This is a genomic window from Sorangium sp. So ce385, assembly GCF_051474135.1.
Classification (GTDB): domain Bacteria; phylum Myxococcota_A; class Polyangia; order Polyangiales; family Polyangiaceae; genus Sorangium; species Sorangium cellulosum_D.
On the sequence record NZ_CP150337.1, the window covers coordinates 9,850,118 to 9,864,486 of the forward strand.

10 protein-coding genes are annotated in these 14,369 nt (G+C 75.4%); 5 read left to right on the forward strand and 5 right to left on the reverse strand.

Annotated elements, in window-relative coordinates; genetic code table 11:
- Positions 1 to 172: 172 nt before the first annotated feature.
- On the forward strand, positions 173 to 853 hold the full coding sequence (locus tag WME83_RS35880; protein ID WP_437314211.1) for a TetR/AcrR family transcriptional regulator: 681 nt from the start codon (positions 173 to 175) through the stop codon (positions 851 to 853).
- Positions 854 to 1,122: 269 nt separating this feature from the next.
- On the opposite strand, the gene WME83_RS35885 is transcribed toward WME83_RS35880, so the two are convergent.
- From WME83_RS35885 to WME83_RS35895, 3 genes are all read right to left on the reverse strand, one after another.
- The gene (locus WME83_RS35885; protein WP_437314212.1) at positions 1,123 to 2,328 is read right to left on the reverse strand and encodes a formylglycine-generating enzyme family protein; all 1,206 of its coding nucleotides are present in this window, start codon (positions 2,326 to 2,328) and stop codon (positions 1,123 to 1,125) included.
- A gap of 239 nt (positions 2,329 to 2,567) precedes the next feature.
- Complete coding sequence (gene uraH, locus WME83_RS35890; protein ID WP_437314213.1) at positions 2,568 to 2,909, reverse strand: hydroxyisourate hydrolase; 342 nt, start codon at positions 2,907 to 2,909, stop codon at positions 2,568 to 2,570.
- Positions 2,910 to 2,990: 81 nt separating this feature from the next.
- On the reverse strand, positions 2,991 to 4,424 hold the full coding sequence (locus tag WME83_RS35895) for a DUF6986 family protein (protein WP_437322083.1): 1,434 nt from the start codon (positions 4,422 to 4,424) through the stop codon (positions 2,991 to 2,993).
- Positions 4,425 to 4,750: 326 nt separating this feature from the next.
- Here WME83_RS35895 and WME83_RS35900 point away from each other — a divergent pair, with 326 nt between their 5' ends.
- Complete coding sequence (locus WME83_RS35900) at positions 4,751 to 7,000, forward strand: alkaline phosphatase D family protein (protein ID WP_437314214.1); 2,250 nt, start codon at positions 4,751 to 4,753, stop codon at positions 6,998 to 7,000.
- An 85-nt stretch (positions 7,001 to 7,085) separates the two neighbouring features.
- Here WME83_RS35900 and WME83_RS35905 read toward each other — a convergent pair whose 3' ends face one another.
- Both WME83_RS35905 and WME83_RS35910 read right to left on the reverse strand, forming a co-directional pair.
- Positions 7,086 to 8,351: a hypothetical protein gene (locus tag WME83_RS35905; RefSeq protein WP_437314215.1), complete on the reverse strand. Its 1,266-nt coding sequence runs from the start codon at positions 8,349 to 8,351 to the stop codon at positions 7,086 to 7,088.
- A complete protein-coding gene (locus WME83_RS35910; RefSeq protein WP_437314216.1) occupies positions 8,348 to 10,363 on the reverse strand; it encodes a zinc-ribbon domain-containing protein in 2,016 nt (671 codons plus the stop codon). Before WME83_RS35910 ends, WME83_RS35905 begins: the two co-directional genes overlap by 4 nt.
- Before the next feature lie 178 nt (positions 10,364 to 10,541).
- Between WME83_RS35910 and hisF the strand changes: the two genes are divergently transcribed.
- From hisF to WME83_RS35925, 3 genes are read left to right on the forward strand one after another with little or no spacing between them, the layout of a single operon-like run.
- Positions 10,542 to 11,354, forward strand: a complete 813-nt coding sequence (hisF, locus tag WME83_RS35915; protein WP_437314217.1) for an imidazole glycerol phosphate synthase subunit HisF — start codon at positions 10,542 to 10,544, stop codon at positions 11,352 to 11,354.
- Positions 11,351 to 13,831, forward strand: a complete 2,481-nt coding sequence (locus WME83_RS35920; RefSeq protein ID WP_437314218.1) for a hypothetical protein — start codon at positions 11,351 to 11,353, stop codon at positions 13,829 to 13,831. Before hisF ends, WME83_RS35920 begins: the two co-directional genes overlap by 4 nt.
- Before the next feature lie 33 nt (positions 13,832 to 13,864).
- A complete protein-coding gene (locus tag WME83_RS35925) occupies positions 13,865 to 14,248 on the forward strand; it encodes a TerB family tellurite resistance protein (RefSeq protein WP_437314219.1) in 384 nt (127 codons plus the stop codon).
- The last annotated feature ends 121 nt before the right edge of the window (positions 14,249 to 14,369 follow it).

The window sequence follows — 14,369 nt, forward strand, 5'->3', positions numbered from 1 at the left end:
GGCGGCGGCGCCGGCGAGGAGGGCTGCGACGGACATCGCCCCTCCGACCGTCGCGCCCGGCGAGCTGAGTCGAGGACGAACGCGGACAGGAGCGGCCCAATGCATGGACCCAAGTCGCCGCTTCTGCCGCGATTGAACCAGGATCGACGGAAGCGTAGAGTGTCCGCCACTCATGATCTCGACCCGAAAGCCGTCCCGCGCCGCGACGTCCCGGCGCGTCGAGGGCAAGCCGCCCCGGCAGCGGCTCGACCTCGACGCACGCCGCGCGCAGCTGCTCGCGCTGGGGCTCGAGCTCTTCAGCCAGCGCGCCTACGACGACGTGTCCATCGACGAGGTGGCGCAGGCCGCAGGCATCTCGAAAGGGCTTCTCTACCATTATTTTCCAACCAAGCGCGATTTCTACATCGCCGTCCTGCGTGAAGCGGCGCGCGAGCTCGTCGAGCGGTCGCTGGACGTCGACGACGTGCCGGTGCCGGAGCGGCTGCGCACCGGGCTGGACGCCTATCTGGCCTACGTCGAGCGACAGGGGATCTCGTACGCGGCCGTCTTCCGGGGCGGCATCGGCTCGGACGCCGAGGTGCTGGCGATCATCGAGGAGACCCGCAGCCGGTTCCTCGACAAGCTGCTCGCCGATGCGCCGGTGGCCGAGCGGCCTCCGGCGCTCCGGGTGGCGCTCCGCGGGTGGATCGGGTTCGTGGAGGCGACGAGCCTCGACTGGATCGAGCGCCACGAGCTCGACCGGGCGTCGCTGCGCGACCTGCTCGCCGATCTGCTGCCCGAGGTGGTGCGGCTGGCCATGCTGCACGCGGGCGGACAGGCGGCCAGCGGAGCGGCGGCGGAGGCGCCCGCCTGAGGGCGCCCGGTCCGTCGCGGCCGGGGGTCAGGGTTGACGGCGAGTCCGCGTTCTGCCAGGAGACGGGCGCGCGCGAGGCGCGCGGAGAGCACGGCGGAGGCACCTGATGAGCACAGAGAACCCGAAGATCGAAGACGACTGGACCATGCCCAAGCTCATCGCGCTCGCGGCCGGGACGCTCGCCGTGGCCTTCACGATCATCTACCTCATCTCCCCCTGACGGCGCCGCACGGCGCTGGCCAGCGCCGCCTCGCGCGGCGCGGCCCGCGCTACAGCCGCCTCGCGCAGCGGACGCCGAGCGCGTCCGTGAGATCGGCCGGATCCCAGCTCTCCCGCAGGGGCGTGGAGATGTCCTCCGCTGCAGGCTGCCACCAGCTGCCGCCGCGGATCACCCGCGCAGCGCCGCCCTCGACCTTCGCGCAATCCCGGCACGGGTCGAGGTAGGGCCCGTCGAAATCCAGGGTCCACTCCCACAGGTTCCCCGCGAGGTCGGCCTGCCCCCACCGGCCGTCGCCCCTCGGCGATTTCGAGCCGACAGCCGCGCTGCCCGTCACGTCGTAGACGGCGTACGTCGCGTTCGGAAACGCGTTGCCCCACGGATACTCGCGCTGCTCGCTCCCGCCGGCCGACGCATAGTTCCACTCCGCCTCCGTCGGGAGCCGACCGCCATCCCAGGCGCAGAACGCGAACGCAACGAACCAGCTCACGCAGCTGATCGGCTTGGCCTCGTTCTCGCCCGCGTCGTCCGTCCATGTGTGCAATCCCGGCTTGCACTTCAGCTGCTCCCTCAGCGCGGCCCGACTCGCCGGCAAACGAGCGCCCCACCCGTCGTCCCAGCCGCTCCCCGGGATCGCCGGGTGAGCTCCTTCGCCGCCGTCAGGCCGGCTCTCGGGGTACGCCTCCACGAACCGGCGGAACCGTCCGACCGTGACCTCGTAGCGGTCCAGACGCAGCTCACTCACGTCTGCAGGATGGGCCGCGTCGTTGCTCCGGTCGTACCTGCCGCCCGGAACGCGCGGGCTCGCGCAGCAGGGCTGGTTCCGCTCCGGACCGCAGGTCTCGCCCGCTCCGGCCCCGCCGGCCTCGCAGCTCCGCGGCACGACGCACGCGCCCGCGCCGCACCATCCGGCGCAGGCGGCATGCCGCCACTGCCCGTCGCCGTCGCACACCTCCAGGCGATCGCCGGCGCACCGCGCCTCCGACGGAGAACACGCCGCGGAGCTCCCCCCATCGCCAGACCCGCCGTCGCCAACCCCGCCGCCGCCGGCCTCGCCGCCGCCGCCGCCGTCGCTGGCCCCGCCGCCACCCGCCTCGCCGCCGCCACCCGCCTCGCCGCCGTCACCGCCTCCCGCGACCGCGGATCCACCTGCTGCACCGGAAGCGGCGCCATCGCCTCCCGTGGCGCCCGGCTCGACGAAGCGCCGCTCCTCCGGCGTACACCCCGGCCAGAGCGCCGCCGTCGCGACCCAGAGCAAGCCAGCACCGCGCCGGAGACCCCGCGCTTCACCCGAGCGAGTTCGTAGAGCGCCCACCGTTCCCCCTCCATCTGGCCCGACGCCAGGCAGCGTCCATCGTATCACGAGCCCCTCCGCCATGCGCCGCGCCAGGCCGTCGCCGCCGCGGCCCCTGGAGCACGCCGAGGGCGATCCGCTCGCGGATCCAGCGCGCCGCGCTGAGCGGCCGAGCCTCCGTCGCGAGGCACCGGGGCGCGCGCTCAGCTGCCGCGGTAGGTGGTGTAGCCGTAAGGGCTGAGCAGCAGCGGGACGTGATGGTGCTGCGCCGGGTCCCGGATCTCGAAGAGCACCGAGACCGTGGGGTAGAAGCTCTCGGACCCGAGCGCCGCGTAATAGGCCCCGGTGTGGAAGGTGAGCCGGTAGGCGCCCTTGACGGGACGCTCGCCGGGCGGAAGCAGGCCCCGCTGCCGGCCATCGTCGTCGGTCGTGCCGCGGCCGACCTCCCGGTAACCGCCGCCGTCGCCGACCTCCAGCACCACCAGCACGCCGCTCGCCGGGCGGCCCCGCGACGTGTCCAGCACGTGCGTCGTGATCGCGCTCATCGATCCTCCTCGCGCTCGGGCCCGCGCTCGGGCTCGGGGCTCGGGCCCTCGCGCGATGCCGTCCGTTCCGAGCCTCCCATATCACGCGCTCCGGCGGGCCACGATGGCAGGGAACGACCGCCCCTTGAGCTCGTCCGGCGCGAGGCCGGTCCGCGCCGCCGCCTCGGCCTCCGTCATCGCGCCCGCGCTGATCGCGCGCAGGAAGAAGCGCAGCAGCCCCTGCCCCGTCGCGGCGTCGTCGAACACCGTCCCGGCGACGGTCGCCTGGGCGGCCCGCTCGATGAAGCTCCGCAGCCGGGCGGCCGTCGCCTCGACGCCCTCCAGGAAGAACGCGTAGGTGGCCGCGTAGCGCGCCGGGAGCTCCGCCGGATGCAGATCCCAGCCCTGGTAGTAGCCGCTCGCGAGCGCGCGACGGACGTGCTCGTACTTCAGCCGCCAGGCGCCGACGACCGCGCGGCGGTTGTCCTCCACCTGCTGCGACGAGAGCGGCGCCCCGCCGGGCCGCGCGCGGTGCGGCGCGACCGGCAGGATGTTGCTCGCGCCGTCGGAGAGCCAGACCCCGGAGCCGGCCAGCGCGACCTGCATCACGTGCCGCGCGAAGTCGCACGCCGGGTGCGCGAGGTGCTGGTGGGCGGCCGTGATCTCGCAGCTCGCCGTGTAGTCGTAAGCGCCGAAGTGCGCCGCGACGCACCGCCCGCGGGCCGCCTCGACCATCCCGGGCAACGCGATCTCGCCCCGCGGGCCGATGATCGAGGCCGGCGTCTCGACCATCAGCTCGATCCGGATCGAGCCGACCGGCACCCTCAGCGCGGCCTCGAGCGCGTCGAGGGCGTCCGCCAGCGCGGAGACCTGCTCGGGCGCGGCCACCTTCGGCAAGGTCACCACGAAGCCGGGCGGGAGCGCGCCGCCCGAAGCGGCGACGAGCGAGGAGAGGAAGAGATCGAGCGTCCTCAGGGCCCGCTCGGCGCACCCGTCGCCCAGCGGCTTGATCCGGATCCCGAGGAACGGCGGCAGGCCGCCCGCGGCCATGCCGAGGGCGACCTCGCGGCCGGCGGCGGCGGCGTGCGCGTCCTCCTCGTGCCCGGGGCGCACGCCGTAGCCGTCCTCGAAGTCGATGCGCAGATCTTCCACGGGCTCGCGGCGGAGCTTGTCGAGCACGCGCGCGTGCACCGCGTGCGCGAGCCGCGCCGGGCCGGAGGCGCCCGCCGCCGCGCCGCCGCCGGCGTCGATGGCGGCCGAGAGCGCGAGCGCCCCGGCGCGGTCCTCCGGGAGCCCGTCGGCCCCCGGCAGGCCGATCGCCCGCGCGAAGGCGGCGAAGTCGGGCGCGTGCTCCTCGACGGCGCGGAGCGCCACGGCCCCGAGCTTGCGGGCCGTGTCGGCCTTGAACAGGTGAGCGCCGCCGTAGACGGTATGGACCGGCTGACGCGCGCCGGCGCGATCGAGCCCAGGGTGGCCGCTGCGGAGGCGCGCGAGGGCGCCGCGCAGCGCATCAGGGGGGAGGCTGGTCTGGAACATGGCGTGCATGTGATAGCTGATAACTGATAACCGATCGGCGACAGGTGACAGGTGGGTCGGGTGACAGGTGAGGCGACAGGTGGGACGCACACGAGAGGCCGCCTGACTCGGCACGTCAAGTCGCGCTCGCGCCCGTCGCGACGAGGCGCCATGCTGCGGCCGCGGCGCCCGAGCGAGCCCGAGGAGCGCTCGGGCGCGCGGCGCGAGGGCGGGCCCGGCGCCGCCGTTGCGCGCGCAGCGCCCGGGGTGTATCCGTCGTTGGAGGGCTTCAATCGATGATGCGACGCCGAGACTTTCTTCGTGCCACCCTGGTAACTGCCGGCGCGGTGGTCGTGCCCACGGCCTGCTCCGAGGACGAGGGGGCGGCCGGCGCGTGCGACGCGCACGAGGATGACGCGTACTTTCCCCAGTCGGTGGCCTCCGGGGACCCGAGGCCCGACAGCGTCGTGCTGTGGACCCGGCTCGTCGACAGCCAGCAGACGGCGGATGTCAGCCTGGCGCTCGTCGTCGCGCTCGACGAGGCGTTCACGCAGCTCGTGACGCTCACGCCGACGTCCAGCAGCGCGGCCACCGTGGGCTCGACCAGCACGCGGCTCCCCGTGGTCGCCCGGGCGGAGTTCGACCACTGCGTCAAGGTCAAGGTGAGCGGCCTGAGCCCGGGGACGACCTACTATTACCGCTTCTACTACACGACAGGAGACGGCTGTGTCAGCTCGCGTGTCGGGCGGACGCGGACGGCGCCGGCGCCCGACGCGGACGTGCCGGTGCGCTTCGCCTTCGTGTCGTGTCAGGACTACGTCGGTCGCTACTACAACGCCTACGCGGCCCTGGCGAGAGAGCAGCTCGACTTCGTCGTCCACCTCGGGGACTACATCTACGAGACGACCGGCGATCCGAGCATCCAGACCCCTTCGGAGGAGCGCAAGGTCACCTTCTCGGACGTGAACGGCGCGATCGCCTTCGAGCCGGCAGAGGGCGCCCCGTACTACGCCGCCCGGTCGCTGAGCAACTACCGGGAGCTCTACAAGACGTACCGGTCCGACCGGGCGCTCCAGCGGGTGCACGAGCTGTTTCCCATGATCGCCATCTGGGGCGATCACGAGTTCTCCAGCGAGTGCTACGGCGCGACCGCGACCTATTTCGACGGCCGGCAGCCGGAGACGGACGTGGACCGGCGCAAGGCGGCAAACCAGGCGTGGTTCGAGTACATGCCTGTCGATTACCCGGCGGGCGACGACTTCAGCTACGACAGGACGGCCGACTACCCCCAGGACATCACCCTCTACCGGGACTTCACCTTCGGGAAGCACGTCCACCTCGTGATGACGGATCTCCGCACCTACCGCGCGGATCACCTGATCCCGGAGGACGGCTTCCCGGGGAAGGTCATCGCGAAGCAAGGGGAGCTCGGAAGCGAGCCCGAGCACGCGGGCAGGTACATCGACGATATCGATACCTACGAGATCGATACCTACGAGCAAGGCGTGTACGCGACGGCGCTGGAGGAGGCCGCGCCCGTGCTCGGCTTCGATCCGAGCCTCGGGTTCGCGCAGGACGAGCGGCCCCGCAGCGTCAGCGCCTCCTTCGTCAACGCGATCGTGGCGAAGCTGAACGAGCAGCGGTCAGAAGAAGAGCGGCTGCCCCTCATCACCGGACCGACGTACGCTGAATTGGATCCCGGGATCGCCTACGTCGATCTCGGGAAGCACGTCGACTTCACGCTCGAGAAGCCCGATTTCTACAGCGCGTTCGGGTCGCGCTACTTCGTGGTCAAGGAGACCTTCGATGCGGCCTCGCGGTTCGCGTACGAGACGTCCACCGGGAGCCCCGACGCCATGGTCATGGGGGAGGCGCAGCTGGCCTGGTTCAAGGACACGATCAAGGAGTCCACGAGCACGTGGAAGGTGTGGGGCAACGAAACCTGCCTCTCGCAGCTCGCCATCGATCTCACGCCTTCCTTCGGGGAGGACGACCCGCTCAAGCGGCGCTTCTACCTGAGCTGCGACGGCTGGGACGGCTTCCGCGAGCAGCGGAACGCGCTGCTCAGCGAGATCGCGACGGCCGGCAACGTGGTGGCGATCACCGGCGATCTCGGCGCCTTCCTCGCAGGGACGCCGGCGGTGGACCGCGCCGACGCCGAGCCGGCGAAGATCGTGGAGTTCGTCGGCGCCGCGATCTCGTCGGATACGTACCAATCGCGGCTAAAGAGGCAGATCGCCAGCCATCCGCTCCTGAAGCACGCCATGGGCTCGGAGAGCATCGCCGTCGGCATCGACGACTACCTCGTCGAAACCGACTCCGAAGCCATCCCGGTCAATCCCTACCTCGCCTTCAGCAACGCCAGCAGCAACGGGTTCTGCATCGCCGAGGCGAGCGCCGACGAGTTCGTCGTGAGCATGCACATGCTCCCCGCAGACGCGCTCGCGAAGCCCCTGTACGAGGAGGCCGACAAGGAGACGCTCGACGGCCAGATCACGATCGCGCGGTTCAAGACGACAGGCGGGTCGGCGCTGTACAAGGAAGAAGGGGGCACCTGGAAGGAGTGGAGCCCGCCCACAGCGAGCGGAGGCAGCTGATCCACGGCGGCCCCCGGCGCGCCGGCCGCGGCCCCGCACGGCCGGCCGCGTCGTCGTGACGTGAGGCACGGCCGCGCGGCGCGGCTCAGCGCGCCAACATCACCACGGTGCCGTCGCGGCACGCGATCGCCATCCGCTCCTCGCCCGCGGGGACGACGGCGACCGGCGCCGCGCAGACGCGCTCGGCGGCGATCGAGACGTTGCCGTCCGCCTCGACCACGCCGGCGCGGCCGCTCGCCCGCACGAAGCCGACGCGGCCCGCGCGATCGATCACGACCGGCGGGCTCGGCTTCGCGTCCACCGGACCGAAGAAGCCGGAGAGGCCACCGTCGGCGGGCGGGGCCGCGAGCGCCCGGTCGATCGGGACCCGGAGCGCCTCGTTGCCCGAGGGATCGACCCCGACGAGCAGGCCGGCGGTCGAGAGGACCACGGCCACGCCGCGGGCGCCGACGGCGGGCGGCCCGTCGAGCGCGCCGAAGGCGCCGCCGACGCGGACGCCGGTGGTCCCGGTCGGCAGATCCAGCGCGACGAGGCGGCGGCCGTCGACGACCGCGAGCAGCGTGCGGGCGTCGGCCAGCGCGGCGCCGCGCCGGGGCAGGCCGCCGAGGGAGCCGAGCCGCCTCGGCGCGCTGGGCGGACGCCACGTCAGCACCGCGCCCGACTCGGTGGTGACGAGCGTGCCGTCGGGGCCCGCGAGCAGGGCGCCGGTCGCGCGATCCGGGAGCTCGGCGCGGGCGCGCACGCTGCCGTCCGCGGCGAGCTCGACGAGGGAGCGCCCCGCCGCCGCGACGAGCCCGCCGTCGTCGAGCGCGAGCGGCGTCACGTCGGCGTCGCGCCCGCGGAGGCCGAGGGGGACGGCGAAGCGCACGCCCCCCGCGGGCGTGAGCCCGACGGCGAGGCCGGACGAGGTGATCAGCGCGATGGTGCCGTCGCTCGTGATCGCGGCGGGCGCGAGCGGAGCGCTGTCGCCGATGCGCACGCGCCAGCGCTCCCGGCCGTCGGCGCCGAGCTTGACGACCTCGGGGACGGTCAGCGTGAGGACGAGATCGCCCTCGGCGTCGGCGAGCGGCGCCGCGTCGATGCCGCCGCGGAGCTGCTTTCGCCACACCTCGCGCGCCGGGAAGGGCAGCCGCGCCGCGGAGCGGCCGGTGCGGCGGGCGTCGAGCCGCTCGCTCGGCGCGAAGCCGCGGGGCGCGCCGACCACGATCGTGTGCGGCCGGCTCGTGTCCACCGCGTCGGCGAAGGCGAACGGCGCCGCGGCCGGGAGCAGGGCCGCGGCCGCGGCGAGGCCCGCCCTGGCGAGGCGGCGCGGGCGGCGCGGGCGGCGCTCTGTCGGGCGCGCGGCGCTCACCGGGCGCCCTTCACGGTGAACTCGACCCACACCTCGGGGATCTCGGCGCCGCCCGGCGCGACGAACGGGGGCGCGACGCTGCCGTAGGCGGTGAGGACGTCCCCGCGCTGGGCGGGGTTGTCGGCGCCGTGGACGAGGCGGACCTTGCACGCATCCGGCGAGCGCGCGCCGGCGCCGGCGCCGGTCACGCCGGCCTTGCAGCCGGACGTCCGCGGCATCGAGAGCAGGATCAGCGTCGAGTACCCCTGCCGGCGCGCCTCGAGGACCTCGCCGGTCAGCGCGATCGGCTTGCCGATGACGTCCTTCCCGCCCGCGGCGAGCTCGACGTAGCCGATGGGGTTGCGGCCGGCGAACTCCTTCGCGGCGGTCTCGAGCCGGTCGACCCGGCGCACCGCGATCTTCGCGATGCGCGGGGCCATGCCCTGCATCTTCGCGCGCACCTCGAACTGGGTCGCGCCCACGGACGAGACGTTCATCACGTGCGCGAAGGTGCCGTCGGGGCGGACCGTGATCGGGTGGGCGCCGGCGAAGAGCTGGGCGCCGCGGGCCGTGCGCCCGGCGAGCACGAAGCTCTCCTTGTCGATGACCACGCTCGGGCCGGGCGCCTCGATGCCGAGCGGGACGATGCCGACCGCGACGCTCACCACGCCCTGCTCGCGCGGGCCGTCGGGCGGGGCGACGGTGTACGGCACCTGCCGGCTCAGCGTCTTCGTCTCGTCCGAGAGCCCGGTGACCGCCTCGGTGACGTCGATCGACTCGATGGCCCGGCCGCTCGCGAGCGCGACCTCCTTGCCGTCGAGCGTCACCTGCGTGCCCTTGCTCGCCTCGACCACGACCTGGATCGAGGGGCGCTCCCCCTGCAGGGTGCCGAGGTCGGGGCGGATCCGGTACGCGACGTGGATGGAGACGCCGACCGTCTCATCGCGCCCCCTGCCGGGGCGGTCGATGGCGACCTTCATGTGATTTTCGCCGACGGAGAGCGGGCTCGCGAGCGGGATCTGCGCGACGCGGCCGGCGATGGTCGCGCGGCCCTCGCCGATGGAGACCGCCGTGCCGTCGGGGCAGCTGTCGCACCGGAGCTCGATGACCTCGCGGCCGCCGGCGTCGGCGCGGGCGCGCGCGGTCACGGGGGGCGCGCTCGGCCAGAGCAGCGCGAACAGGACCGCGCCGAGCGCGAGCACGCCGCCCGCGGCGACGACCACGACGGCCCGGCGCGACGAGCGCCCGCGCCGCTGCGGCGGCGCCGGCGCGAGCCGCTGCTTCAGGCGGTGCGGGCGCATGAGCACGGGGTTCCGCAGCTCCGGGGCGCGGAAGCGCACCGGGGCGATCGTGGCGCCGAGCTCGCCGGCCGGCTGGTAGCGCGCCTCGAGGTCGGGATCCGGCTCGGGATCGGCCGTGGCGCCGGGCGCGAGCGGCGCGATGCCGGGCCGGGCGACGCCGACCAGCGTGCGGGACGCGGCCGCCGGCGGCGCCGGACCGCGCGCCGCGAGGCCCGGGGCGAGGGGCACCGTGTGATCGAGGGGCTGCGCGCCCGGCGGCGGGTAGGCCGGCGCGCCCGGCGGCGGGTAGGCCGGCGCGCCCGGCGGCAGGTAGGCCGGCGCGCCCGGGGCCGCGTGCATCGGCGCGCCCGGCGGCGCCGATGCCTCGTAGCGCGCTCGCGGCGCGGCGGCCCCCGGCGTCCCCACGGCGAGCGTGCCCCCGTACAGGCGCGGGTCCGCCGGCCCGGGCGCCGGGCCGAAGGCCGCGGCGGGCATGCCGACGATCGTGCGGGAGGCGGCGCCCGGCCCGCCTGCCACGGGCGGCAGCGCGGCCTTGCCGTGGCCCGCGCCGCCCGGATCGGCCGGAGCAGACGGCCCCTGCCGGAGCAGATCGGGGAGCGCGACGCCGACCATGGTGCGGGCCGCGGGCTTCAGATAGCCCGCGGCTCCGCCCGGCGGCGTGAGCGCGGCGCCGCAGTGCGGACACACGTTCGCGCCCTCGGGGATCGGTTTCCCGCAGTGCGGGCAGTGCATGGCCGCCATGGTAGCGAGGAACCGCGGCGCGGTCAGGCTCCGGGCGATCCGGCGCGCGCGCGGCGCCGTCCTCGCGGCAGAAACGACGGCGAATCCACGGGAGGGCGCCCCGCGGCTCCGGCGCCGGCGCGCCGCGCAACAGTTGGCCCGCGGCCGACAGGTACGCTAACGCGGACGTATGCTCGCGAAGCGCATCATCCCGTGCCTCGACGTCAAGGACGGCCGCGTCGTGAAGGGCGTCCGCTTTGTGGGGCTGCGGGACGCCGGCGATCCCGTCGAGGCCGCCCGTCGTTACGACGCCGAGGGCGCGGACGAGATCACGTTCCTCGACATCACCGCGTCGCACGAGAAGCGCGGCATCATCCTGGACGTCGTGGCGCGCACGGCGGACGTGCTGTTCACCCCGCTGACGGTCGGCGGGGGCGTCAAGTCCGAGCAGGACATCGAGGCGCTCCTCCACGCCGGGGCCGACAAGGTGGCGATCAACACCGCCGCCGTGAACGATCCCGACCTCGTGCGGCGCGCCGCGGACCGGTGGGGCACGCAGGCGATCGTGGTGGCGATCGACGCGCGCCGGATCCCGGATCCCTCGCGCGTGGCCTGGACGGTGGTGACCCACGGCGGCCGGCGCGACACGGGGCGCGACGCGGTCGCGTGGGCCGAGGAGATCGCGCGCGCGGGCGCCGGCGAGCTGCTCGTCACGAGCATGGACCGCGACGGCACGCGGGACGGCTACGACCTCTTGCTGACGGCCGCCATCGCGCGGGCCGTGCCGGTCCCGGTGATCGCCTCGGGCGGCGTGGGGAACCTGGATCACCTGCGCGCCGGGCTCGTGGAGGGCGGCGCCGACGCCGCGCTCGCCGCGTCGATCTTCCACGACGGCGAGTACACGATCGGCGAGGCGAAGGCGTACCTCGAGGCGGCGGGGGTGCCGGTCAGGCCGGCGCGCGCGGGCGCGTCGAGCGGCGCGGCGGCGCGGGGGCTCTCGTGAGCGCCTGCGTCACGCTGGAGGAGGTGCTCGCGGCGGCGCACGCGCGGTGCGCCTCGCTGGTGCCGGAGACCTCGGGCTACCTCGCGCTGGCGGTCGGCGACGCGACGTCGCGGCTGCCGCTGCGGCTGGACGATCGCGCGGTGCTGCTCACGACCGAGGGCACGGTCACGGTGCGCTCGCGCGGCGAGCCGGTGGCGCCCGCCGAGGCGGCGCGGCTGCTGCGCGATCTGCTCGCGCGGCTGCTCTCCGCGTCGGCCGGCAGCATGCCGAACCTCGCGGCGACGGCGCGCCCGCGCCCCGCGTCCGAGCAGGACCCGGACGCGGTGGCGCGGGAGCTCGAGGCCGCGCTGATCCCGGTGAACCGCAACGCGGCCCGGCGCGCGCTGGCGCGGCTCGCCCGCGAGACGCTGCGCGCCAAGGAGGCCGGCCGGCTGCGGCGCGCGCGGGCGGAGGTCCAGGAGAGGCCCGCGGCCCAGGGAGCGAGCGAGGCGGCGCAGCCGACGCCCGCGCGACCGGAGCGCGCGCCGCGCGCCGAGGCCGCGGTCGCGCCGCGCGAGCCGGCCGCCGATACGGCGCGCGCCGAGGCCGCCGCGGCGCGCGAGGGTGCCGCCGCGGCGCGCGCCGAGGCCCCGCCGCCGGGGCCGGCGATCGTGGAGCTCACCCTCAGCCCGGGGCCGGTCGCGCCGGCCATCGTGGAGCTCACCCTCAGCCCCGGGCTGGTCGCGTGCGAGACCGCGGGGCTCCCGGCCCCTGCGACCGCGGGCGAGGTCCCCGGGGCCGCCGCCGTCGCGCCGCCTCCCGAGGACGCCGCGCGCGCCGGCGGGCCGGCCGGGGCGCCCGAGCCTCCCGCCCACGCCGGCGCGCAGGCCGACGCGGTCGAGCCTCCGGCGCTCGCCGGCGCGCAAGCCGAGGCTTTCCCGGAGCCGACGCCGACCGTCGTGCAGGCGGTCGTGGAGATCGAGGCAGCCGGAGCGCCGGCCGAGATCCCGGTGATCCCGGAGCTCATCGAGCCGGCGCGGTCGATCGCGCCCGTGGCGCCGGTCGCGTCGAGCTCGCCGCGCGCGCCGGCGGTGGCCGCCTTCGGGGCTGCCGAGCCGCGCGCCGTGGGCGCATCCGCGCCCGTCGTCTGCGGCGCCTCGGCGCATGGAGAGGCGCTCACGAGCCCCGAGGGGATCGAGGTGCTCCTTGTCGACTTCTCTCCTGCCCCTGCCGCGGTCGCATCGCCGCCTCGGGAGCCCACGCCCACCGAGTCGATCCTCGTCGAGCTCTCTCCGGATCCGGCCGGCGTCGTCCCGCTCTCGCAGGAGCCGACGCCGACCGTGGCCACGGCGGTCTGGGCGGAGATGGTGGCGGCCGAGGGCGCCGTGGCGGGCCCCCTCGCGGAGGCGCCCGAGGGTGTGAGCGACGTCCCGCCGGAGGCCGTCGAGACCACGCGCGCCCCTGCCATCCAGTACAAGGTCGAGGAGGAAGTCGCTCTCCAGGTCACGCCGGCCTACGGCGGCTGGCCGCTCGTCCGTCGGGAGCGCCTCGACGGCCTGCCCGTGGGTCCTCGAGCGGCCGTCGCGTCGCTCGACGAGACGCCGGCGGCGCGGCACACGCTGCCCTGGCCCCTCCCGGCGCAGCGCGACGACGAGGCGCTGCGCGCGCCGGCCCCCGCGACCCTGGCGGCTCCTCCGGGGCCGGCCGAGGCCTCGCCTGCGGAGGAGGAGGTGGTCCCGGAGTCGGCGCTGGACGCCGTGCGGTCCGGGGATGCGGCAGCGGCCGAGCCGCCCGCGGACGCGGCTTCCTCCGACCCGCCCGCGGACGCGGCTTCCTCCGACCCGCCCGCGGACGCGGCTTCCTCCGACCCGCCCGCGGACGCGGCTCCCTCCGACCCGCCCGCGGACTCCGACCCGCCCGCGGACGCGGCACCGGCGGAGGAGCCGTGTCCGGCGGGCCTCGGTCCCATCGACGCCATCGTGTGGAGCGCCTCGCGGCGGTCCCCGAGCGCGCGCCCCCCGGCGGACGGCGCCGGCGCCGGCGCTTCCCGGGTCGACGAGCTCGTCGCGCGCTTCGTGGCGCAGTCGGAGCACAGCGCGCAGCGCCGCGCCGCGCGCAGCATGAAGGCGCTCGCGGGACTCGACCTCTCCCTCACGCCGCCGCCGGTCGCATCCCTCTCCGCGCGCTCCACGCTCGCCCTCCAGGGCGTGCGCCCGCCGCTCTCCGGGGCGAGCCGTCCCGTTCCGTCCGAGCGCGCCGCGCCCGAAGCCGAGCCGCTCGCGCTGGACGAGGACAGCAGGCCGCCTTCGCCCGTGGTGACCCCGCGCCGGCGAGGCCTGTCCTTGTGGCTCGCGCTCGTCGCGCTGGCCCTGCTCTTCGCCGGGCTCGCTGGGACGCTGCGGCCGGAGCTCTTCGCCTCGATCGCCGAGCCGCTCGCGCGCGGCGCCCTCCACGTCGTGCCGCACGCCGAGGCGAGGACGCCGCCCCCTCGCGATTGACGTTGCCCCGGAGGAGCGACGACACTCGTCGCCATGCAAGAGAAGAGCATGGCGATCGTGAAGTCGCTCGTGAGCGTGGCGTGGGCGGACGGCGAGTTCCACGACGCCGAGCGCGAGATGGTGGAGGGGCTGATCGCGGCCTTCGAGGCGAACGAGGATCAGGCCAAGGAGATCCGCGCCTACGCCGCCCAGCGAAGGACCCTGGACGACGTGCCCCTCGGCGAGCTCGGCGACGACGACCGCCGCGCGCTGCTCCAGCACGCGGTGCTGCTCACCTTCGTCGACGGCGAGCAGCACGAGGCGGAGAAGCAGTACATCGCCGCCCTGTGCAAGAAGCTCGAGATCCCCGAGCTCGAGTCCGAGCAGATCATCAAGTCGGCCGAGGCCCGCGCCCAGCGCCTCCTCACCTTGCTCTGACGCGCGCTTACGCGGCGGCGGCGCCCGCCGCCGCAGGCCACGCCGCTGCCCGCGCTCCTGCGCGCTCGCTCCGCCGCCCCCCGCTGCGGGGCTGGCCAGGCGATTCGCACCTCGAGAACGA